Genomic DNA, 21,773 nt, shown 5'->3' on the forward strand with positions numbered 1-21,773 from the left:
TTGCGGCGGCAAAGAAAAGTAGGTGCCGCCCCGCACAGGGGCGACGCGTGAAGCAGGCTAACAATGCGCGGATGCCCGCGAAAAGGGCAAAACACCGAACGTCGACGCGTGAAGCAAGCTAACGAATCGCGGACGCCAGCGCAAAGGCAAACGCACAGGGGCGACGCCTGGAGCACGCTAACAATGCGCGGATGCCCGCGAAAAGGCCCAAACACCGAACGGCGACGCGTGAAGCACGCTAACGAATCGCGGACGCCAGCGCAAAGGCAAACGCACAGGAGCGACGCGTGAAGCACGCTAACAATGCGCGGATGCCCGCTAACAAAACGCAACTGCCACCGCAAAAGCATGCACGAGGACAAAAAAAACACACCCACCATGCGCAGCACCGCACACATTCTGTTGCAAATGCCACAAAAAAACAAAACGCACAAAATTACAACAACGCAAAACTATGCAACACTAGACAGCATGAGATCCGGACGCACGCGTCCAGCAGCAACGGCGCATGCATTCCGGGCGATCGCGGAAGTCCTGAAGCGTCGTGCCTATGTTGATCCTGTTGAACTTGCTGTCGGGTGTCGCTCTGCTGGTGTGGGGCACGCACATCGTGCGCACCGGTATTCTGCGCGTGTGGGGCGCCGATCTGCGGCGCGCGTTGGCGCGCAGCACAAATAGCCGCGCAAAGGCTTTCGCCGCCGGCGTCGGCGTCACGAGTCTCGTGCAGAGCAGCAATGCCACGGCGATGATCGTCACGTCATTTGCTGCCCAAGGCATGCTGCCGCTCGCAAGCGGCCTCGCCATCATGCTCGGCGCGGATGTCGGCACGGCGCTGATGGCGCGCATTCTCACACTCGATCTATCGTGGCTGTCGCCGTTCCTGATCGTCTTCGGCGTGCCGCTCTTTCTCTCTCGCAAGCAGAACCGCCTGGGCCAGGTCGGCCGCACGTTGATCGGGCTGGGACTGATTCTCCTCGCGCTGCATCTGATCGTCGAAACCGCGCAGCCGATGATGCACGGCGCCGGCGTGCGCGTCATGTTCGGCGCGCTGACGGGCGACACGATGCTCGATGCGCTGGTCGGCGCGACTTTCGCCGTCATTTCGTATTCGAGTCTCGCCGCCGTGCTGCTGACGGCGACGCTTGCGTCCTCGGGCGTGATCTCGCTGAAGGTGGCGCTGTGTCTCGTGATCGGCGCGAACCTCGGCAGCGGATTGCTCGCATTGGCGGGCACGGTCGCGCAGAACACCGCGGCGCGCCGGCTCGCGCTCGGCAGCCTCGCGTTCAAGCTGGCGGGCGCCTTGCTGATCCTGCCCTTCACGTCACTGCTCGCGCGTGGCTTGCCCGTCCTGATCAACAATCCCCGCGAATCCGTGGTCGGCTTCCATGTGATCTACAACACATTGCGCTGCTGCGCGTGCATGCCGCTGATCGATGCCGTCGCGCGCGCATGCTGCCGCGTGCTGCCTGAGCGGCCGGATCCGAACGGTCAGCTTCGTCCGATTCATCTCGACGCCGCGTCACTCGCCACGCCCGCGCTCGCGCTGTCGAATGCCGCGCGCGAGGTGCTGCGCATCGGCGATATTGTGCGGTCGATGCTCGACAACGTCTCGCATCTGATTCATCACAACGATCTCGCGAAGGCACGCGACACGATCCGCATGGACGACGACGTCGATCATCTGTATGCAGAGGTCAAAGCCTATCTCGCACGCGTTTCGCGCGAGCAACTGGATGACGCCGACAGCCGCCGCTGGACCGACATCATCGCCCTGACGATCAACCTCGAACACGCGGGCGACATCATCGAGCGCATCGTCACCGACATCGAAGAGAAGAAGATTGCGCACCGGCTCGCGTTTTCGGAAGAAGGCTTGAGCGAACTCGACGATTTGCACACGCGGCTGGTGGGCAATCTGCAGCTCGGCATGTCGGTGTTCCTGAACAACGATCTGCGTTGCGCGGAGCTACTGCTCGCCGAGAAGGAGCGTTTCCGCGATCTCGAGCGCGCGTATTCGTACAAGCATCTCGACCGGCTCTCGGGACAGACGTTGCGAAGCGTCGAAACGAGCGCGCTGCATCTGGATGTGATCAGCGACATGAAGCGGCTCAACTCGCTGTTCTGTTCGACTGCCTATCCGGTGCTCGACGCGGCGGGCGCACTGCACGATACGCGTTTGCGCAAACGCATGCATGAAGAAGTGCCCGCCGACACGGTGCCCCAACAAATGTGACCCGCCGCACACAAGACATCACGCGAGTATCACCTTACCGACCTTGCGCTTGAGTTGCGCGAACGTTGCGACTTCCGCCGCCTTGCGGTTGGTGATGAGCAGATCGATCTTTTCGGGTGGGCAATACGCGATGCGGCTGCGCTGGCCTATTTTGCTGTAGTCGGCGAGTATCACGACGCTGTCCGAGTTGGCGACCATCGCGCGCGCGACATCGGTTTCCGCGAGGTCGTAGTTGCTGGCGCCGTGTTTCGAATCGACGCCGACGGGCGACAGCAGCGCGATATCCGCGCGATAGCGCTGGATATCGAGGATAGTCGTCTCGCCCGTGGTGGACAATGCGCGGTCGCTGATCGAGCCGCCCAGCAGAATGACTTCGTTTGCCGACAACTCGCGTTTATCCGGCGCGCCGCGCATCTTCATCGCGACGTCGATCGAGTTGGTAACGATGGTCAGGTTCGCGAGCTTCGCGAGTTCATCGGCGAGCGCCGCCGTGGTCGTGCCTGCGTCGATGAAAAGCGTCTGTCCGCTCGCCACGACGCCCGTCGCCGCCTTCGCGATGGCCTTCTTCGACTTCACGTGCGCCTGCGCACGCTCGGCAATGGGCGCTTCGTCGGCGGGCCTGATTGCGCCGCCATGCACGCGGCGCAACTCGCCGAGCGCTTCGAGATCGACCAGGTCGCGCCGTACGGTTTCGCGCGATACGCCCAGGTCCGCCATGATGCGCTCCGTCGACACACGTTTGAGTGTCGAGAGCAGCGCGCGTATTCGTTGATGACGGTCTTCCTGCCACATGCGTATCGTTCCTCGCCTGGTCGTATTTAACGTTTTGCGTGCTGCTCGCGCTCTGCTCTTCGCACCGCTTGCCATGCGCACGTTTCCGTATAAACCACTACCAACGGATTATGTCGATGCGATGTCAAAATGCATGACAGGCGGGTTGCCTGTGTCCTTTGCGGTTGTATTTTTTTGGGAGCTTGCAACTTTGGGTATTTGTATTTAGCCTTCGCATTTTGAGACATTCGCGCCCGATTTGAAACATCGCGAACAGCACATTTTCGAAAACGAAATGAAATATGCGCTGCACCATGTTCCAGGCAAGCGCGATGTCGTGCATTGACAAGCTTGCGTCGCTTTGCGCATGGAATAGCATCCATTCGCGATCCTCAGAATAAGATACATCGGCGCACGCAGGCCGCAGTTCCATCAGATCTTTGTGAAGGCAAGCACGATGGGCAACGGGATCGATCAGGCATTAATCGCAGACTGGCCGTATCCACGGCTCGTCGCGCATCGCATCGGCGGCAAGCTCGCGCCGGAGAACACGCTCGCGGGCTTCGAGATGTGCGCGCGCTTTGGCTACAAGATGATCGAGTTCGACGCGAAGCTTTCTTCCGACGACCAGATCTTCCTGCTGCACGACGACGACCTCGACCGCACGACCAACGGCCACGGGCCGGCCGCGCAGCACACATGGCATCAACTGGCATCGCTCGATGCCGGCGCATGGTTCGATCCGCGCTATACGGACGAGCGTCTGCCGACGCTCTCGCAGGTAGCGGCGCGCTGCGCGAGCGAAGCGATTGCAGCGAACATTGAAATCAAGCCTTGTCCTGGCCGCGACGAAATCACGGGGCGCCTGGTCGCGCTCGCGGCCAAAGACCTGTGGCGCGCGCAGAAGCCGCTCCTGTCGTCGTTTTCGTTCGACGCGCTGAAGGCCGCTCGCGACGCCGCGCCGTCGCTGCCGCGCGGCATGTTGTTCGAGGCGCTGCCCGACGACTGGCTCGCGATCGTGCGCGAACTCGGTTGCGTGTCGCTGCATGCGGACCACAAGCATCTGACGCAACAGAACATCCGCGCGATCCGCGATGCCGGCTTGCGTGTGCTCGCGTACACGGTGAACGAACCGGCACGTGCGCGCGAACTGGCGAGGTGGGGCGTTGACATGATTTGTACCGATCGCCTCGATATGATCGGCGCGGACGTCGTGAGCCAGACATAAGCGTGCAGGCACGCACATCGAAAGACGTCGACATGCAGTTTTCCTAACGTAGCAATTTTCGGCAGAGGATGAGAAAACTATGAAACCGACCACGTTGCGTTGTTTCATTTCGGCGTCGGCGCTGGCCGGCGTGGCCGCCGCGGGGAATGCCGTCGCAGCGCCGCCCGATGCGCTCGTCGCCGCGGCGAAGCAGGAAGGACAGCTGACCGTGATCGCGCTGCCACACGACTGGTGCGGCTATGGTCCGATGATCGCGGACTTCCAGAAGAAGTACGGCATCAAGATCAACGAACTGAACCCCGATGCCGGCTCCGGCGATGAGGTCGAAGCGATCAAGGCGAACAAGGGCAACAAGGGTCCGCAGGCGCCCGACGTGATCGACGTCGGCCTGTCGTTCGGTCCGACGGCCAAGGCGCAAGGTCTGCTGCAGCCGTACAAGGTGTCGACGTGGAAGTCGATCGCGAACGAAAACAAGGACCCGGAAGGCTACTGGACGGGCGACTACTACGGCGTGCTGTCGTTCGAAGTGAACGCCGACATGATCGACAAGATTCCGACTGACTGGGCCGATCTGCAAAAGCCCGATTACAAGAATGCCGTGTCGCTTGCGGGCGATCCGCGCTCGGCGAACCAGGCAATCCAGGGCGTGTACGCCGCCGGTCTTTCCGCCGCCAAGGGCGACGCGAGCAAGGCCGCGCAAGCCGGTCTCAAGTACTTCGCCGATCTGAACAAGAACGGCAACTTCGTACCCGTAATCGGCAAGGCCGCATCGCTCGCGCAAGGCACGACGCCCATCATCGTGCGCTGGGACTACAACGCGCTCGCCGATCGCGACACGCTGAAGGGCAACCCGAAGGTGCAGGTGGTCGTGCCGAAGACGGGCGTGGTCGCGGGCGTCTATGTGCAGGCGATCAGCGCCTACGCGCCGCATCCGAACGCCGCGAAGCTGTGGCTGGAATACCTGTACTCGGACGAAGGCCAGATCGGCTGGCTGACGGGCTATTGCCACCCGATCCGCTACAACGAGCTCGTGTCGCAGAAGAAGGTGCCGCAGGCGCTGCTCGACAAGCTGCCGCCCGCATCGGCATACAAGAACGCTGTGTTCCCGACGCTCCAGCAGCAGGACGCGACGAAGGAAGTCGTGACCAAGCAGTGGGACTCCGTGGTCGGCGCCAACGTCAAGTAAGCGCTGCATGATGCGATGCGGGCCGCGCTTGCGGTCCGCATCGCGCGCCGGATGGAACGGCGAGACGAAGCGGTTGAGTTTGTTCGAGGATGAGTTATGAGCGCTTCATCGGGAGCCGGGCCGGGCGGTCAGGCCGACCTGCTGGTTCCGTCCGTGCCGCAACCTGCGCCGAAGGTCGACGGCCCGGGCAGGACGTCGCCTGTCTGGACATGGATCGGCGTGCTGCCGTTCTTCATCTTCGCGCTGCTATTCCTGATTCTGCCGACGGGCTTCCTGATGGTCGGCGCGTTTCAGGATGCGCAGGGCCACTTCACGTTAGCCAACATGCGCGAGCTGTTCCAGGAGGGCGTGATGGACGCCTACTGGATCAGCTTCAAGGTTAGCGCGGCTTCGGCGATCGGCGGCGCGGTGCTCGGCTCGCTGCTCGCATGGGCGGCCGTGCACGGCAAGCTGCCGGGCTGGATTCGTCCGACGCTGCTGACGTTCTCCGGCGTCGCGTCGAACTTTGCGGGCGTGCCGCTCGCGTTCGCGTTCATCTGCACATTGGGGCGCGTCGGTCTCGTGACGGTGCTGCTGAAGAAGTACGCGGACATCAATCTCTATTCGACGGGCTTCAGCATCCTTAGCTTCTGGGGCCTGACGATCACCTACCTGTATTTCCAGATTCCGTTGATGGTGCTGATCATCACGCCCGCGCTCGACGGTCTCCGGCGCGAATGGCGCGAGGCGTGCGATTGCCTCGGCGGCACGGCTTACCAGTATTGGCGCCATGTCGCGTTGCCCGTGCTGTGGCCGAGCGTGCTCGGCGCGACGCTGCTGCTGTTCGCGAACTCGTTCGGCGCGGTGGCGACGGCGTATGCGTTGACGGGCAGCTCGCTGAACATCGTGACGATTCTGCTCTACGCGCAGATTCGCGGCGACGTGCTGCATAACCAGAATCTCGGCTATGCGCTCGCGCTAGGCATGATCCTCGTGACGGGGCTGTCGAACGGCGGCTATATCTGGTTGCGTTCGCGTGTTGAAAGGGGCCGCCGATGAACAGGCAATCGCGCGTGGGCGCATGGACGGCGATGATCGTCGGTTCCCTGTACTTCCTGATTCCGCTGATCGCGACCTTCGAGTTCAGTCTGCGCATGCGGCGCGGCACGTATAGCTTCGACGCCTACAAGGTGGTGCTCGGCGATCCGCATTTTCAGGCGTCGTTCGGCTATTCGATCCTGATGGCGCTGCTGACGATCGTCGTCGGCGTGCTGCTCGTCGTGCCGACGGCGTACTGGGTGCAACTTCGCCTGCCGAAGTTGCGCGGCATCGTCGAGTTCATCACGCTGTTGCCGCTCGTCGTGCCCGCCATCGTGATCGTGTTCGGCTATCTGCGCATCTACAACAGCAGTTCGATTCTGCCCCTCACGTCGAACGAACGCGCGACCGATCTGCTGCTCGTGTTCGGCTACGTGACGCTGTCGTTGCCCTACATGTACCGCGCGGTCGATGCGGGCTTGCGCGCCGTCGACATCCGTTCGCTGACGGAAGCGGCCGAATGTCTCGGCGCCAACTGGCCGACCATTCTCTTCAAGGTGATCTTTCCGAATATCCGCTCGGGCATTCTGTCCGGCGCATTTCTCACCTTTGCGGTCGTAATCGGCGAGTTCACGCTCGCGAGCCTGCTGGACCGGCCGGCGTTCGGCCCCTATCTGCAGCTGATCGGTGCGAACCGCGCGTATGAACCGTCGGCGCTCGCGATTATCGCGTTCGTGGTCACGTGGGCGTCGATGGGACTGATCCAGGTGTTCGGCTCCGCGCGCACGCTCGCTGCGCAAAAACCCTGATGTTGAATTGAGGCACCGTCATGGCATTTCTTGAGATCGACAATCTGCACAAGACGTTCGGCGCGAACACGGCGCTGCATCACTTCGACATGAAGATCGAACGCGGCGAGTTCATCACCTTCCTCGGGCCGTCGGGTTGCGGCAAGACGACGGTGCTGCGCATGATCGCGGGCTTCGAATCGCCGACGCGCGGCACGATCCGTCTGGACGGCCGCGACGTCACGCATTTGCGCACGCGGCAGCGCAAGGTCGGCATGGTGTTCCAGTCATATGCGCTGTTTCCGAACATGACGGTCGCGGACAACATCGGCTTCGGGCTGAAGATCGCGCATCGTCCGCAAGGCGAGATCAAGAAGCGCGTCGACGACATGCTGCAACTGATCAAGCTGCCGCATCTGGGCGAGCGGTATCCGTGGCAACTGTCGGGCGGTCAGCAGCAGCGCGTCGCGCTGGCGCGCGCGCTCGCGGGCAAGCCGCAAGTGCTGTTGCTCGACGAGCCGCTGTCGGCCCTCGACGCGAAGATCCGCATTTCGCTGCGCCAGGACATTCGCGCCTTGCAGCGCGAACTCGGCATCACGTCGATCTTCGTCACGCACGATCAGGAAGAGGCACTGTCCATTTCCGACCGCATCGTCGTGATGAACGAAGGCCGCGTCGAGCAGGTCGGCACGCCGCTCGAAATCTACAACTTTCCGCGCACGCGTTTCGTCGCGTCGTTCGTCGGCACGTTGAACATTCTGTCGGGGCACGTGGTCGATCCGTCCACAGGACGCATGGCTGTCGACGGTCAGGAACTGCGCACCACCCAGGCGCTACCCGCCGACGACGCCGGCAAGAAGCGGATGCTCGCGCTGCGTCCCGAGGCGATCGTGCTGGAACCGCCCGTCGCGGGCCGCAACACGCTGACGGCGACCGTCGAAGAGGTGAGTTTTCTCGGCGCGATCGTGCGCATCCGCACCCGCGTGAAAGACGAGGTGATTTCGCTGGATGTCTTCAACGATCCGAACCGCCGTTTGCCCGAGCGCGGTCAGCCGGTGGCCCTCGGTTTCTCGCACGAGAACCTGCTCGTGCTCGAGGAAGGCGCTCAGGGTTAGCCCTGGGTTTGCTGGAGCAGGGCGTTCGGGATTCCGGACGCCCGGATTCCGGATTTCCGGAAACCCGGAAGACGGCGTCCGTCGGCGCTTCCAAAGTGTCTTAAAAATCAACGCGCTAAGCATGTTTTGCGCGCTGGCATCGACCTTGCAAAAAGAAAGCGCGGCCGCAATGGCCCGTCCATAAATAAGCATGGAGACAACGATGCCTGAGTTCCTGTTCTGGTCCCTCTGATTTCGTCGTCATTTCGTCGTTCCGGCGGCTTTGCCACCGCATGACGCATGTCGACGCATTCGTCCCATGTGATGCGTGGCCGGCCTTCGGTCCACCCAGCTTTACTCCATTGCAGGAACACCATCGTGAAGAAACCCTTTTATAAAGTCCTCTATGTGCAGGTGATCTTCGCGATCATCGTCGGCATTGCCCTGGGGCATTTCTATCCCGCGCTCGCCACCGACATGAAGCCGCTCGGCGACGGGTTCATCAAGCTCATCAAGATGGTGATCGGCCCGATCATCTTCTGCACCGTGGTGACGGGCATCGCGGGCATGGAAGACATGAAGAAGGTCGGGCGCGTCGGCGGCAAGGCGCTGCTGTACTTCGAAATCGTGTCGACGTTCGCGCTCGTGCTCGGCCTCGCGGCCACGCACCTGCTGAAGCCGGGTGTCGGCTTCAACATCGACCCCGCCACGCTCGACGGCAAGGCTGTCGCGTCGTACGCCGCGAAGGCGCACGGCCAGACGACCGTCGATTTCTTCATGCACATCATTCCGGACACGCTGTCGTCGGCGTTCGCGCAGGGTGAAATCCTGCAGATCCTGCTGATCGCGCTGCTGTTCGGCGCGGTGCTGGCAACGGCGGGCGACAAGGGCAAGCCGGTGGTGAGCTTCATCGAAAGCCTGTCGCACATCCTGTTCGGCATCGTGAAGATCATCACGAAGCTGGCGCCGATCGGCGCGTTCGGCGCGATGGCGTTCACGATCGGCAAGTACGGCATCGGCTCGCTGGTGCCGATGCTCAAGCTGATCGGCACGTTCTATCTGACCTCGATCGTGTTCGTGGTCGTGGTGCTCGGCCTCATCGCGCGTGTCGTGGGCTTCAACATCCTTCGCTTCGTCGCGTACATCAAGGAAGAAATGCTGATCGTGCTGGGCACGAGCTCGTCGGAAGCAGCCTTGCCGCAACTGATGCTGAAGCTCGAAAAGCTCGGCTGCTCGCGCTCGGTGGTGGGCCTCGTCGTGCCGACGGGATACTCGTTCAACCTCGACGGCACGAACATCTACATGACGATGGCCGTGCTCTTCATCGCGCAGGCAACCAACACCGACCTCTCGTGGGGCCAGCAGCTGACGCTGCTCGCGGTGACGATGCTGACGTCGAAGGGCGCAAGCGGTGTGACGGGCGCAGGCTTCATCACGCTCGCTGCGACGCTCGCCGTCGTGCCGACCATTCCGCTGTCGGGCATGGTGCTGATTCTCGGCATCGACCGCTTCATGAGCGAGTGCCGCGCACTGACGAACATCGTCGGCAACGGCGTGGCGACGATCGTCGTGTCGGCCTGGGAAAAGGAACTGGACCGTACGAAGCTGCGCAACGAAATGCGCCGCGATGTGTCGGTCAGCGAAGCGGCTGAGGTCTGAGCCATGAAAGCGGCGCCGCGGCAACATGGCGCGGCGCCGCATGCAACGCAGGCGCCGTCCGCGCAGACGCAAGCGCGTGCGGCAGCCGAAGCGCTCGACGAGTTCGACGCGTTCGGCGATGAGGAGCGATATGCCACAATAGGCGATCCTCATCGAACGACACCCGCCATCGTGACGCGCCGCCTGTTGATCCTGTTCGCGCTCGTCGCCGGGCTCGTGGCGGCCTGCGGACTCACATGGACCATCACGTGGCAGCACGGCATCGATACGCTGCGGCGCAACGCCGCCGTGCGCGCCGATCGCACCACAGCCGCCCTCAAGAGCACGCTCGAACGCTATGAGTCGCTGCCCTATCTGCTCGGCGAACATCCCATCGTGCAGGACGCGCTCGCGTCGCCGGATGCGGACAATGTCGCGCGCGCCAATCAATATCTGGAAGACCTCAATCGCCGCGCCCGCGCGAATGTCGCGTACATCGTCACGGCCACGGGCCGTTGCGTGGCGGCGAGCAACTGGAATCAACCCGACAGCTTCATCGGCCAGGAGTATCTGTTCCGGCCGTATTTCGTCGAAGCGGTGAAGGGCAACGTTGGGCGCTTCTTCGGCATCGGCACGACTTCGCTCGATCCGGGCTACTACATCTCGCAACCGGTGCGCCGCGACGGCAAGATCGTCGGCGTGGCCGTGGTCAAACTGAATCTCGAATGGTTCCAGGGCGCGGACGCGTCGGAGCCGCTCATCGTCACCGACGATCACGGCGTGATCTTTCTGTCGTCGGTGCCTGCGTGGAAGTATCACACGGTCAAGCCGCTCACCAGCGACGTGATAGCGTCGATCTTCGACACGCGCCAGTACGCGCGCCAGCCCATCGCGCCGCTGCCGATGTCGGTGGTGCGCACCCTCGAAGGCGGCGCGCAGATCGTGCGGATCGGCGGCGGGCGCACCGGGAACTATGCGGCGCCGCGTTTTCTGGCGTCGCAGCGCATGCTCGGCGAGCCGGACTGGCGTCTCATCACCATGGCGCCGATCGATCCCGTCAACGCCGACGCGCGTTACGCGACGATCGTGACGGGCTTCGGCTATGTCTCGCTGTGTCTGCTGCTGTTCTACTGGCGCATGCGCCGCGCGCGCGTGCGTGAAGTGATGCGCAGCCGCGCGCTATTGCAGAAGGCGTATGCGGAACTCAACCAGCGCGTGGCCGAGCGCACGGCCGACCTGTCGCAGGCGAACGAGCAACTGACGAAGGAAGTGAGCGAGCGCACGCGCGCCGAACAGGAGTTGCGCGCCGCGCACGACGAACTGATTCAGGCGAGCAAGCTCGCCGCGCTCCGCCAGATGGCGGCGGGCATCACGCATGAGCTGAACCAGCCGCTTGCCGCATTGCGCGGCTTCTCCGACAACACGCGCGTGTTTCTCGAACGCGGCGACCATGAATCGGCGAAGGAGAACCTCGAAGCGATCGCCGCGCTCACCGAGCGCATGGGCAAGATCACGAATCAACTGAAGCTCTTCGTCGGCCGTGCGCGGCCTCGCAATGCGCGCGCAGGCGTGGCGCGCGCATTGCGCAATGTGTTGGCGCTGCTGCAGAAACGCTTGCAGGGCGTGACGGTCGAGGTATCGTTGATCGAGGAGGGCGCGGCGGCCGTGCGCTTCAATCTCGAAAGCGACGATCCGAAGCTCGTCGCGCATTGCGATGATCTGCGGCTCGAACAGGTGCTGATCAATCTGCTCGGCAACGCGCTCGACGCGGTGGCGGGCACGCCCGCGCCGCGCATCGCGATCGACGTGCAAACCTCGCAAGAATCGCTCGCGATCGTCGTGAGCGACAATGGCCCGGGCATTCCCGAGGACGTGCTGCCGCGCCTGTTCGAGCCGTTCTTCACGACGAAGGAAATGGGTCAGGGGCTGGGGCTGGGTCTGGCGATCTGTTCGTCGATTGCACGCGATTGCGGCGGCTCGCTCGTCGCGCGCAACAACGCGCAAGGCGGTGCCGAGTTCATGCTGACGCTGCGCCGCGCGCGGGCGCAGGCAACCGACATCGCGGGCTCCGTCACGACGGGCCCGTGATTCAAAGCGTATTCAAGGCGTGGGAAACACAATGAACAAGGGCTGGCAGGTCCTCTATATCGAAGACGACGAACTCGTGCGGCGCGCGAGCGTGCAAAGCCTGCAACTCGCAGGGTTCGACGTGGTCGGGCATGCGTCGGTGGAATCGGCGGCGAAGCTGATCAACGCGGAGTTTTCCGGCGTGATCGTCAGCGATATCCGGCTGCCGGGCGCAAGCGGCCTCGATCTGCTCGCGCAATGCCGCGAGCGCGCGCCCGACGTGCCCATCATTCTCGTCACGGGTCACGGCGATATTTCGATGGCCGTGCAGGCGATGCGCGACGGTGCGTACGACTTCATCGAAAAGCCGTTCCCTTCCGAGCGGCTGATCGAGACCGTGCGCCGCGCGCTGGAGCGCCGCACGCTGGTGCTCGAAAACCTCGCGCTGCGCCGCGAACTGGCGGAACAGGGGACGCTCGCGCCGCGCATCATCGGGCGCAGTCTCGCCATCGAGCAGGTGCGCAAGCTGATCGCGAACGTCGCGCCGACGGATGCGTCGGTGCTGATCAACGGCGATACGGGCGCCGGCAAGGAACTGATCGCACGCAGCCTGCATGAGCTGTCGCCGCGCCGGGACAAACCGTTTCTCGCGGTCAACTGCGGCGCGCTGCCGGAGCCGATGTTCGAATCGGAGATGTTCGGCTATGAGCCGGGTGCGTTTACGGGCGCGGCGAAGCGGCGCATCGGCAAGCTGGAGCACGCTTCGGGCGGCACGCTTTTTCTCGACGAAATCGAAAGCATGCCGCTCGCGCTACAGGTCAAGCTGCTGCGCGTGTTGCAGGATGGCGTGCTGGAGCGGCTCGGATCGAACCAGGCGATACGCGTCGATTGCCGCATTGTCGCGGCAGCGAAGGGCGACATGACCGACCATGTCGCCTCGGGCACTTTCCGCCGCGATCTGCTGTACCGGCTCAACGTGGTGACGATCGCGTTGCCGCCGCTGTCGGAACGGCGCGAAGACATCGTGCCGCTATTCGAGCATTTTCTGCTCGACGCGGCGGTGCGTTATCAGCGTCCCGCGCCGATTCTCACCGACCGTCAGCGCACGAACCTGATGCAGCGCGAATGGCCCGGCAATGTGCGCGAGTTGCGCAACGCGGCGGATCGCTTCGTGCTCGGCATCGGGGACGATACCGTCGCGGCTGCCGCCGACGATGCGCTGACGTCGATCACGCAGCCTTTGAAGGAACGCGTCGAGCAGTTCGAGCGGGCGGTGATCGCCGAGGCGCTGGAGCAGACGGGCGGCGCGGTCGCGGTGGCGGCGGACAGGCTGCAGGTCGGCAAGGCGACGCTCTACGAGAAGATCAAGCGCTATGGCCTGGCGGCGCGTGGGGAAAGCGAGAGGTGAAGCGGGGGTGAAGCGAGAGACGAAGCGAGAGACGAAGCGGGAGTGAGGTGCTGCTGGCGGCGGGTGCGCTGTGAAGATTTCAGCGCGACGCCCGCCGCAGAAGAGAGACGTCCAGGCGGTCAGGTCGTGCCGAGCGCCTTGGCCAGCAACTGATCGAGTTCCGCGAACTGCGGCTCGCCGACATAGCGCTTCAGCACCTTGCCGTTCCGGTCGATCACGAACGTGGTCGGCGTGAGCTGGACGTTGCCGAACTGTTTCGCAGCCGTTCCGTCGTCCATCGCGACCTTGAACGGCAGGCGGCGCGTTTCCGTGTAATTGGTCACGTACATCGGCGCGTCGTAGCTCATCGCGACCGCGACGAACTCGAGCCCCTTGTCCTTGAAGCGGTTGTACGTCTGGACCATCTGCGGCATTTCCTTCATGCAGGTGTCGCAACTCGTCGCCCAGAAGTTGACGAGATACACCTTGCCTTTCAGATCAGCCGTCGACACCTTCTGGCCGGACAGCAGCGTGAACGTCGCGTCGGGCACGTGCTGCTGGCTGCCGAACGCGAAGTAGCCCGCAACGGCGATCGCGCCTGCGACGACGGCGGCAGCGATGTAGCGAATCGGGCTCGAACGCCGGGAAACGTTGGTTTGGCTCATGAACAGACCTCGGGGAACGCGTGGAACACACGTCTTGAGGCGCTTGACGGCTGCGAGAACAGCAACGGAAACGGGCGCCCCGGATACTGTCTCATATTGTACCGGCAATCTTGTGACGCAGTTGGCGGCGCGGTTAAGCCGCGAATAACGTCCGATAATGATGCTTTCCGCCTCATGGATTCCATTCGCCGCGTCATGCTCCGTTCCGCTCTCCGTTGGTTGTCCGTCCCCCTCCGTCCGCTTCTGGCAACGGCCGTCGTCGTCGCGTCGACAGGCTGGCTGCTGGCCGCCTGTTCGCCGACCTACGACTGGCGCACGATCATGAACAACGACAACGGCTACACCGTCGACCTGCCCGCCAAGCCGACGACCGACCAGCGGCAGATCGACATCGGCGGCACGCCGATGAATATGTCGATGCAGATCGCCGAGGCGGACCACGCGGTGTTCGCGGTGGGCACCGTGATGCTGCCGAGCGACGACCCGCAGGTGCAGCGCACCGCGCTCGACTACCTGCGCTCGGGCCTCGCTCACAATCTGGGCTCGCCGCCCGATGCCCACGTGGCGTCGATCCCGCTCGCGGCGGGCGGTCAGGTGCCGGGGCTCGAAATGACGTTCAGCGGCAAGGCGGGGCCGAAACAGGAAGCGCGGATCATGCACGCGCGCCTGGTCGCGAAAGGGCGGCATGTGTACCAGGCGGCCGTCATTGCGAGCAAGGAACCGCCGCCGGAACAAGTTGAGCAATTCTTCGGATCGTTCAAACTTTACTGATTTGGGGTCATACAGCAGCGCGGCGCTCGCCCGCCAGAGTGAATGTTTGTTCGCAGAAAAGTTCGCTAATCTCGCGTTTACACGGGACTTTTTTTGTTACCCACAGGATCTGTGGATAACTTTGTTAGTAACTCTGTGCGGTAGGCCGCAAATGCCCATCGGACGGGCAGTTTGCCACTTTGCCCTGAATCTTGGCATTTTGAAAAAACTAATAAAATCAAGGGCGTTCGGCGAATGTCTCACAACAGGCTTTCAGTTGTATCAAAATCTGTCGCGCAGCCGTAAATGTGCATAAGTCAAGTCTTGACATGCATTTTTTGTCGCCCGCAGCTTTTACTGAGCGCCGAATGCCCGCCGATACTGGACCGCCTCGGAGACTTGCGCCGCGTTCGGGACATCCTGGCCGGCCAGGTCGGCGATGGTTCTGGCCACTTTCAGGACGCGGTAGTAAGCGCGCGCTGACCAGCCGAAGCGCTCGCCCGCTTCGCGCAGCAGACGTTCGCCATCGTTGTCGGGCCGGCAGACGGCATCGACTTCCCGGCCGCTGAGTTCGCGGTTCGTCTTGCCTTGCCGCTGGAGCTGGCGCTCGCGCGCCGCCTCGACCCGTTGCGCGATCGGCGCGCTTGATTCCCCGGAAGCCGTCGAACGGGCCGACAGTTCCGCTGGTGACAACGCAGGAATCTCGATCTGGATATCAATGCGATCCAGCAGCGGCCCGGACAGCTTGCGCATGTAGCGCGCGGCCACTTCCGGTGTGCACCGGCAGCGCCCGCCCGGATCCCCGCGCCAGCCGCACGGACACGGGTTCATCGCGGCGATCAGTTGGCATGCGGCTGGAAAGTCGGCCTGGAGTGCGGCGCGCGAAATCGTGATGCGGCCGTTCTCCAGCGGCTCGCGCAGATTTTCGAGCACGTGCCGATCGAATTCCGGGAGTTCGTCGAGAAACAGCACGCCGAGATGCGCGAGCGTGATCTCGCCCGGCTGCGGCGGATTGCGTCCGCCCACCAGCGCCGCGGCGCTCGACGAATGGTGCGGCGCGCGAAACGGCCTTTGCCGCCACTGCGCCGGCGTGAATCCAATCGCGCTCGCCGAGAGCAGCGCAGCGGAGGTCAGCGCTTCGTCGTCGGTCATCGAGGGCAACACGCCGGGCAGGCGCGCCGCGAGCATCGACTTGCCCGCGCCTGGCGGGCCGATCATCAGCATATGGTGGCCGCCAGCCGCCGCGACCTCGAGCGCGCGCCGGGCGCCACGCTGACCGATGACGTCGGCCATATCGGGTGGCGCGACCCGCGCATCGTCGGATAAGGTCGCCGCCTCGACCGGGTAGAGCCGCGCGTCCGCGTCGCCCGCCAGATGCGCGCATAACGACGGCAGATCGGCCGCGCCATACACGGAGACGCCGGGTACGAGCGCCGCCTCTTTTGCGCTAGCGAGCGGCAAGTAGAGTTCCGGCGTGCGGCCGCTCGCAGCGTCTTCCGGCGTACCGGGCGAAGCTTCGGGATACGACTGATGGCCGCGCGCCGTGCCGCACGCCATTGCGAACGCGCCACGCATCGGACGCAACGCGCCTGTCAACGAGAGCTCTCCCGCAAATTCCCGATTCGCAAGCGACTCAACGGGGATCTGCCCGCTGGCGGCGAGAATGCCGAGCGCGATGGGCAGATCGAAACGGCCGGATTCCTTCGGAAGATCGGCGGGCGCCAGATTGACCGTGATCCGGCGCACAGGAAAATCGAGACCGCAATTGAGCAACGCGGCGCGCACGCGCTCGCGGCTCTCGCGCACTTCGAGATCGGGCAGTCCGACGATGGAAAAAGAGGGAAGTCCGTTGGCGAGGTGAACCTCGACGGTAACTTCGGGCGCGCGGCCAGCGGCCGGCGCGCGACTGCGCACCACGGCAAGCGACATGTTGTCTCCCGTCCCGACGCGCCCGCAGGGCGCGTTCACCTTAAAGCGCTAATGACGTCACGGGCCGCTTGCCTGTGATGTGCGGATCAGACGGGCGTGCTCAGGACGATTGGCTCACGGGCAGCTTCTGCTCGAGTTCGGCGACGCGCCGCTCCAGTTCCTCGAGCCGCGCGCGGGTGCGCACGAGCACCTGCGTCTGCGTGTCGAATTCCTCGCGCGTCACCAGGTCGAGCTTCGAAAAGCCTTGCGACAGCATTGCGCGCACATTGCGTTCGACATCTTTAGCCGGCGAGTTTTTGAACAACTCGGAAACCTTGGCCTGAAAGTCATTGAAGACGTCGTTTGGTTGTTTCATTTCATTCCCCTTAATTGCACAAAAAATGTGCATGTGATGTTACGCGCGTGCCTCGTAACACTGAATGATCGTTTCTGGTGCATGTTCCCCTGTCGCCCGCTACAGCATGGGCGCCTTTGGTGCGCACGCCTGTTGTCCAAGCCTGCAAACACTCTAGCAACGATCCCGATAGCGCGCCAGCGTGCCCGGCCTGAACTGGCCATCCGGACAAGAAAACGCGCAAAGCCTTGTGCCACAAGCGCCGGCGGGAGTCTGCCACAAACATGGCATGGACGTTGCTGTTACTGCCCCGCGCACCGGCGGGACGCCGTCAGGAGAAGCGCCATTGCTAGGGGTTTCGGGGGAGTTGCCGAAAGCAGGGCGCAAGGAAAATGCAAGTCACGCAAACGGGTTGAGTCACTACAGCGAGGATTTCATGAAACTCATTACCGCAATCATCAAGCCTTTCAAGCTCGATGAGGCGCGCGAAGCCCTGTCGGCGATCGGCGTCTCGGGGATCACGGTGACGGAAGTCAAAGGGTTTGGTCGTCAGAAGGGCCACACGGAGTTGTATCGGGGAGCCGAGTACGTCGTCGACTTTCTGCCGAAGGTGAAGATCGAGGCTGCGGTGTCGGACGACATCGTCGACCAGGCGATCGAAGCTCTGGAGCGCGCGGCACGTACGGGCAAGATCGGTGACGGGAAGATCTTCGTCACGCCGATCGAACAGGTGATTCGGATTCGCACCGGCGAGACCGGCGCGGACGCACTGTAAAAAACAGCGACAAGAGGAAACTGAAGATGCGTAAATTATTGATGTCCCTGCTGATGGCCGGCTCGCTGCTGACGGTCGGCATCGGCGCTGCCCTCGCGGACGACGCGTCGGCTCCCGCCGCGGCTTCCGCCCCGGACACGACGGCGAGCGCGCCTGCTGCGTCGGATGCCGCTGCGAGCGCCCCTGCCGCCGACGCTTCGGCCGCACCCGCCGCCAGCGCGCCCGCTGACGCATCGGCAGCGGCTGCCGCGTCGGACGCGGCGCCTGCTGCGCCGACTGCGCCGTTCTCGGTTGATTCGTCGAAGATCAGCTCGGGCGACACCGCCTGGATGCTGACCTCGACGGCCCTCGTTCTGTTCATGACGATCCCCGGTCTCGCGCTCTTCTATGCCGGCATGGTCCGCAAGAAGAACGTGCTTGCGACGGTGATGCAGAGCTTCGCGATCACCTGCATCGTGACGGTGATCTGGACCGTGGTCGGCTACAGCCTTGCGTTCACGCCGGGCGGCTCGTTCCTCGGTGGATTCTCGCGCGTGATGCTGCACGGCATGGCCTTCATCAAGGGCGACAAGGCGACGACCCTGACGGTCAGCCACCTCGCGCCGACCATTCCGGAATCGGTCTACTTCGTCTATCAGATGACGTTCGCGATCATCACGCCGGCACTGATTACGGGCGCATTCGCCGACCGTATGAAGTTCTCCGCGATGCTGATTTTCATGACGCTGTGGTCGATCATCGTCTACTCGCCGATCGCGCACATGGTCTGGGAACCGACGGGCTGGCTGGCGACGGCAGGCATCCTCGATTTCGCGGGCGGCACGGTGGTGCACATCAATGCGGGTATCGCGGGTCTCGTCTGCTGTCTCGTGCTCGGCAAGCGTACGGGTTACGGCAAGGACTCGATGGCGCCGCACAACCTCGTGCTGACGATGATCGGCGGTTCGATGCTGTGGGTGGGCTGGTTTGGCTTCAACGCGGGTTCGGCAGTGGCGGCTGACGGCCGTGCCGGTTTCGCGATGCTGACGACGCAGGTTGCAACGGCTATCGCCGCACTTGGCTGGATGTTCGCCGAATGGATCGCGAAGGGTAAGCCGTCGGTGCTCGGCATCGTGTCGGGCGCAGTGGCAGGTCTGGTTGCGATTACGCCGGCTTCGGGCTTCGTTGGCGTGGGCGGCGCGCTCGCCATTGGTCTGATTGCAGGCGTGGTGTGCTTCTGGTCGGCTACGTGGCTCAAGCACAAGATGGGTTACGACGATTCGCTCGACGCGTTCGGCGTGCACTGCATCGGCGGTATCGTCGGCGCGATCCTGACGGGCGTATTCGCTGTCAAGGACATCGGCGGCGCGGATGGCAGCGTGCTGCTGCAGCTGAAGGGTGTCGTGACGACGCTGGTGTATAGCGGCGTGATCAGCTTCATCCTGCTGAAGATCATCGACGTGACGATTGGCCTGCGCGTGACGGAAGAAGAAGAACGCGAAGGTCTGGACGTGATTCTGCACGGCGAACACGTCGAGTAACACGTCTGGCAAGGCCGGTTTTCCCCGGAAACGGGGATTCGAAAGGTATAAGCACAGCGACTTTGGCCCGCCTTCATGGCGGGCTTTTTTCTGGTCTTTTGCTGCTGTGCTGGTATTTGCGCTTCGCTGGCATCCGCGAATTGTTAGCTCGCTTCAGGCGTTGCCCCTGTGCGGGGCGGCACCTACTTTTCTTTGCCGCCGCAAAGAAAAGTAGGCAAAAGAAAGCGGCTCACACCGCCAGTGCTTGACGTCTGCCCACGGGCCCCCGGCGGCCCCGTCCCGTATGCGGCCGTATCCTTCTCGATGCCCGCTGCCAGCGCGTCGAACAAATGCCTCACCCACTTCAGGCAACCGTAGGGCAACCAGTGGCAGCGAATGGTCGCTGCCGCCCAGGTGGCAAACTGTGTGTAGGTCGTGACGCTTCACACGTCGGCGCTCTTACGACACAGACCTCGCTTTTCGTCCGGAGTGGCGCGCATCCGCCGCGAAAACCTACACACAGTTTGCCGCTATAGAGCGTGGGCGACTTGATCGCGCATCTGGCGGACGCGGGAGTGTGGAGCGGGTGAGGCGTTCAATGAGAGCGCTGGCAGCGGGCATCGAGAAGGATGCGGCCGCATACAGGACGGGGCCGCTGGGGGCCCGTGGGCAGACGTCAAGCACTGGCGGTGTGAGCCGCTTTCTTTTGCCTACTTTTCTTTGCGGCGGCAAAGAAAAGTAGGTGCCGCCCCGCACAGGGGCAACGCCTGAAGCACGCTAACAATTCGCGGATGCCAGCAACAATCCCAGACACACCAAAAACAAGGCGCGGATGCCCGCAACAATCCCAAGCAAACCCATCCCAGCGTCGCAGACCACCGCAATCATCTTGTCTCACAAACAGCAGATTTTCCGGCTATCGTTCCTATAGGGAGAATGCATCCACCCATAACTTGCGAATGGAGAAAGCGCCCCCAAATGGGCAAAGCATTTGCTCTACAATCTTTTTTCTCCAGTCTGCGAGTGATCAATGGTTCCGCATTTAGTCACGGCGTTAAACGGCCCGCTGCTCGATCTCGAGCGGAAGATCCTCGACGCCACGCCCGCGATCGAACGCTGGTTCCGTCTCGAATGGCAGGAGCACACGCCGCCGTTCTATTGCTCGGTCGATCTGCGTAACGCCGGTTTCAAGCTCGCGCCCGTCGATACCAACCTGTTCCCCGGCGCGTTCAACAACCTGCCGCAGGAAACGCTGCCGCTCGCCGTGCAGGCGGCGATGGCGTCGATCGAGAAGATCTGCCCGGACGCCAAGAACCTGCTCGTGATTCCCGAGCGTCACACGCGCAATGCGTTTTACCTGGAGAACGTCGCGCGGCTCGCCACGATCATGCGTCAGGCGGGCCTGAACGTGCGCTTCGGCACGCTCGACGAAAGCATCGTCGGGCCTGTCACGATCGCGCTGTCGGACGGCCAGAAAATCGTGCTGGAGCCGCTGGAGCGCTCCGCGCGCCGCATCGGACTGAAGAATTTCGATCCCTGCTCGATTCTGCTGAACAACGATCTGTCGGGCGGCATTCCGCCCGTGCTCGAAAATCTGCACGAGCAGTACCTGCTGCCGCCGCTACACGCGGGCTGGGCCGTGCGCCGCAAATCCACGCACTTTTCGTGCTATGACGACGTCGCGAAGAAGTTCGCAAAGATGGTCGAGATCGACCCGTGGATGATCAATCCGTATTTCGCGCATGTCGAAGGCGTCGATTTCGAGGCGCGCACGGGTGAGGAAGCGCTCGCCGACGCGATCGACGGCGTGCTGAAGAAAATCGCCAAGAAGTATCGCGAGTACGGTATTTCGGAGCGGCCGTATGTCGTCATCAAGTCAGACGCGGGCACGTACGGAATGGGCGTGATGACGGTGCACGACGCGTCGGAAGTGGCCGCGCTCACCAAGCGCGAGCGCACCCGCATGTCCACCACGAAGGAAGGCCTCGACGTGCACGACATGATCGTGCAGGAAGGCGTCTACACGTTCGAGCGCATCGGCGAGGAAGTGGCCGAGCCCGTCGTGTACATGATCGACCGGTATGTGGTGGGCGGCTTCTACCGTGTGCACGGCAGCCGCGAACGCGACCAGAACCTGAACGCGCCAGGCATGCATTTCGTGCCGCTCGGCTTCGAGCACACGGCCCTGCCGGATGCCCACGCGAAGCCGGGCGCCGCGCCGCCGAACCGCTTCTACATGTACGGCGTGGTGGGGCGGCTGGGGCTGCTGGCGGCGTCGGTGGAACTGGAGAAGACCGATCCCGAGGCCATCCAGGTCTGATCGGGCTCGATCTTGGACAGACACCCCGCAAGCGCGTACAGCTCGCTCGCGGTAGGCTGACGCTCCCGCCGCGTCGAACGCGGCAGCATTTG

Annotated in this window: 17 protein-coding genes; 13 read left to right on the plus strand and 4 right to left on the minus strand. The window is 63.2% G+C overall.

The window, feature by feature from the left end; all coding sequences use genetic code 11:
• Nucleotides 1–550: 550 nt before the first annotated feature.
• On the plus strand, nucleotides 551–2,233 hold the full coding sequence (locus KFO72_RS18260; protein ID WP_176052247.1) for a Na/Pi cotransporter family protein: 1,683 nt from the start codon (nucleotides 551–553) through the stop codon (nucleotides 2,231–2,233).
• An 18-nt stretch (nucleotides 2,234–2,251) separates the two neighbouring features.
• On the opposite strand, the gene KFO72_RS18265 is transcribed toward KFO72_RS18260, so the two are convergent.
• Nucleotides 2,252–3,025 carry a DeoR/GlpR family DNA-binding transcription regulator gene (locus KFO72_RS18265; protein WP_054929597.1) on the minus strand — a complete coding sequence of 258 codons (774 nt, stop codon included), beginning with the start codon at nucleotides 3,023–3,025 and terminating at the stop codon, nucleotides 2,252–2,254.
• Between the two features lie 436 nt (nucleotides 3,026–3,461).
• On the opposite strand from KFO72_RS18265, the gene ugpQ reads away from it, so the two are divergent.
• The 8 genes from ugpQ (at nucleotide 3,462) to KFO72_RS18305 (ending at nucleotide 13,430) form a co-directional block, all read left to right on the plus strand.
• Nucleotides 3,462–4,232: a glycerophosphodiester phosphodiesterase gene (ugpQ, locus tag KFO72_RS18270; RefSeq protein ID WP_060599326.1), complete on the plus strand. Its 771-nt coding sequence runs from the start codon at nucleotides 3,462–3,464 to the stop codon at nucleotides 4,230–4,232.
• Nucleotides 4,233–4,311: 79 nt separating this feature from the next.
• Complete coding sequence (locus tag KFO72_RS18275; RefSeq protein WP_054929599.1) at nucleotides 4,312–5,418, plus strand: ABC transporter substrate-binding protein; 1,107 nt, start codon at nucleotides 4,312–4,314, stop codon at nucleotides 5,416–5,418.
• 96 nt (nucleotides 5,419–5,514) lie between these two features.
• The gene (locus KFO72_RS18280; RefSeq protein ID WP_060599325.1) at nucleotides 5,515–6,456 is read left to right on the plus strand and encodes an ABC transporter permease; all 942 of its coding nucleotides are present in this window, start codon (nucleotides 5,515–5,517) and stop codon (nucleotides 6,454–6,456) included.
• On the plus strand, nucleotides 6,453–7,244 hold the full coding sequence (locus tag KFO72_RS18285) for an ABC transporter permease (RefSeq protein ID WP_054929600.1): 792 nt from the start codon (nucleotides 6,453–6,455) through the stop codon (nucleotides 7,242–7,244). The genes KFO72_RS18280 and KFO72_RS18285 overlap by 4 nt, the downstream gene beginning before the upstream one ends.
• Before the next feature lie 20 nt (nucleotides 7,245–7,264).
• Complete coding sequence (locus KFO72_RS18290; protein WP_054929601.1) at nucleotides 7,265–8,338, plus strand: ABC transporter ATP-binding protein; 1,074 nt, start codon at nucleotides 7,265–7,267, stop codon at nucleotides 8,336–8,338.
• A 357-nt stretch (nucleotides 8,339–8,695) separates the two neighbouring features.
• A complete protein-coding gene (locus KFO72_RS18295; protein ID WP_054929602.1) occupies nucleotides 8,696–9,976 on the plus strand; it encodes a dicarboxylate/amino acid:cation symporter in 1,281 nt (426 codons plus the stop codon).
• Between the two features lie 3 nt (nucleotides 9,977–9,979).
• On the plus strand, nucleotides 9,980–12,043 hold the full coding sequence (locus tag KFO72_RS18300) for a sensor histidine kinase (protein ID WP_225032709.1): 2,064 nt from the start codon (nucleotides 9,980–9,982) through the stop codon (nucleotides 12,041–12,043).
• Nucleotides 12,044–12,074: 31 nt separating this feature from the next.
• The gene (locus KFO72_RS18305; RefSeq protein WP_225032710.1) at nucleotides 12,075–13,430 is read left to right on the plus strand and encodes a sigma-54-dependent transcriptional regulator; all 1,356 of its coding nucleotides are present in this window, start codon (nucleotides 12,075–12,077) and stop codon (nucleotides 13,428–13,430) included.
• A gap of 119 nt (nucleotides 13,431–13,549) precedes the next feature.
• On the opposite strand, the gene KFO72_RS18310 is transcribed toward KFO72_RS18305, so the two are convergent.
• Nucleotides 13,550–14,074 carry a TlpA disulfide reductase family protein gene (locus KFO72_RS18310; RefSeq protein WP_035986852.1) on the minus strand — a complete coding sequence of 175 codons (525 nt, stop codon included), beginning with the start codon at nucleotides 14,072–14,074 and terminating at the stop codon, nucleotides 13,550–13,552.
• 195 nt (nucleotides 14,075–14,269) lie between these two features.
• On the opposite strand from KFO72_RS18310, the gene KFO72_RS18315 reads away from it, so the two are divergent.
• Nucleotides 14,270–14,845 (plus strand): hypothetical protein, encoded by a 576-nt coding sequence (locus KFO72_RS18315; protein ID WP_224102306.1) that lies wholly within the window; start codon nucleotides 14,270–14,272, stop codon nucleotides 14,843–14,845.
• A gap of 333 nt (nucleotides 14,846–15,178) precedes the next feature.
• On the opposite strand, the gene KFO72_RS18320 is transcribed toward KFO72_RS18315, so the two are convergent.
• Nucleotides 15,179–16,753: a YifB family Mg chelatase-like AAA ATPase gene (locus tag KFO72_RS18320; RefSeq protein WP_176052250.1), complete on the minus strand. Its 1,575-nt coding sequence runs from the start codon at nucleotides 16,751–16,753 to the stop codon at nucleotides 15,179–15,181.
• Between the two features lie 100 nt (nucleotides 16,754–16,853).
• Nucleotides 16,854–17,108, minus strand: coding sequence for an accessory factor UbiK family protein (locus KFO72_RS18325; protein WP_007577719.1), 255 nt, complete (start codon nucleotides 17,106–17,108; stop codon nucleotides 16,854–16,856).
• Between the two features lie 415 nt (nucleotides 17,109–17,523).
• Between KFO72_RS18325 and KFO72_RS18330 the strand changes: the two genes are divergently transcribed.
• The 3 genes from KFO72_RS18330 (at nucleotide 17,524) to gshA (ending at nucleotide 21,681) form a co-directional block, all read left to right on the plus strand.
• Complete coding sequence (locus KFO72_RS18330; protein WP_006048089.1) at nucleotides 17,524–17,862, plus strand: P-II family nitrogen regulator; 339 nt, start codon at nucleotides 17,524–17,526, stop codon at nucleotides 17,860–17,862.
• Between the two features lie 26 nt (nucleotides 17,863–17,888).
• The gene (locus tag KFO72_RS18335) at nucleotides 17,889–19,382 is read left to right on the plus strand and encodes an ammonium transporter (protein WP_054929606.1); all 1,494 of its coding nucleotides are present in this window, start codon (nucleotides 17,889–17,891) and stop codon (nucleotides 19,380–19,382) included.
• Nucleotides 19,383–20,391: 1,009 nt separating this feature from the next.
• Nucleotides 20,392–21,681 (plus strand): glutamate--cysteine ligase, encoded by a 1,290-nt coding sequence (gene gshA, locus KFO72_RS18340; protein WP_035986848.1) that lies wholly within the window; start codon nucleotides 20,392–20,394, stop codon nucleotides 21,679–21,681.
• The last annotated feature ends 92 nt before the right edge of the window (nucleotides 21,682–21,773 follow it).

Origin of the sequence: Paraburkholderia sp. XV (assembly GCF_020177535.1) — a bacterium.
GTDB classification, from domain to species: Bacteria; Pseudomonadota; Gammaproteobacteria; order Burkholderiales; family Burkholderiaceae; genus Paraburkholderia; species Paraburkholderia caribensis.

Coding starts and splice junctions, on each gene's coding strand:
- KFO72_RS18260 (WP_176052247.1), top strand. CDS start 551: ATGTTGATCCTGTTGAACTTGCTGTCGGGTGTCGCTCTGCTGGTGTGG.
- KFO72_RS18265 (WP_054929597.1), bottom strand. CDS start 3,025: ATGTGGCAGGAAGACCGTCATCAACGAATACGCGCGCTGCTCTCGACA.
- ugpQ (WP_060599326.1), top strand. CDS start 3,462: ATGGGCAACGGGATCGATCAGGCATTAATCGCAGACTGGCCGTATCCA.
- KFO72_RS18275 (WP_054929599.1), top strand. CDS start 4,312: ATGAAACCGACCACGTTGCGTTGTTTCATTTCGGCGTCGGCGCTGGCC.
- KFO72_RS18280 (WP_060599325.1), top strand. CDS start 5,515: ATGAGCGCTTCATCGGGAGCCGGGCCGGGCGGTCAGGCCGACCTGCTG.
- KFO72_RS18285 (WP_054929600.1), top strand. CDS start 6,453: ATGAACAGGCAATCGCGCGTGGGCGCATGGACGGCGATGATCGTCGGT.
- KFO72_RS18290 (WP_054929601.1), top strand. CDS start 7,265: ATGGCATTTCTTGAGATCGACAATCTGCACAAGACGTTCGGCGCGAAC.
- KFO72_RS18300 (WP_225032709.1), top strand. CDS start 9,980: ATGAAAGCGGCGCCGCGGCAACATGGCGCGGCGCCGCATGCAACGCAG.
- KFO72_RS18305 (WP_225032710.1), top strand. CDS start 12,075: ATGAACAAGGGCTGGCAGGTCCTCTATATCGAAGACGACGAACTCGTG.
- KFO72_RS18310 (WP_035986852.1), bottom strand. CDS start 14,074: ATGAGCCAAACCAACGTTTCCCGGCGTTCGAGCCCGATTCGCTACATC.
- KFO72_RS18315 (WP_224102306.1), top strand. CDS start 14,270: ATGCTCCGTTCCGCTCTCCGTTGGTTGTCCGTCCCCCTCCGTCCGCTT.
- KFO72_RS18320 (WP_176052250.1), bottom strand. CDS start 16,753: ATGTCGCTTGCCGTGGTGCGCAGTCGCGCGCCGGCCGCTGGCCGCGCG.
- KFO72_RS18325 (WP_007577719.1), bottom strand. CDS start 17,108: ATGAAACAACCAAACGACGTCTTCAATGACTTTCAGGCCAAGGTTTCC.
- KFO72_RS18330 (WP_006048089.1), top strand. CDS start 17,524: ATGAAACTCATTACCGCAATCATCAAGCCTTTCAAGCTCGATGAGGCG.
- KFO72_RS18335 (WP_054929606.1), top strand. CDS start 17,889: ATGCGTAAATTATTGATGTCCCTGCTGATGGCCGGCTCGCTGCTGACG.
- gshA (WP_035986848.1), top strand. CDS start 20,392: ATGGTTCCGCATTTAGTCACGGCGTTAAACGGCCCGCTGCTCGATCTC.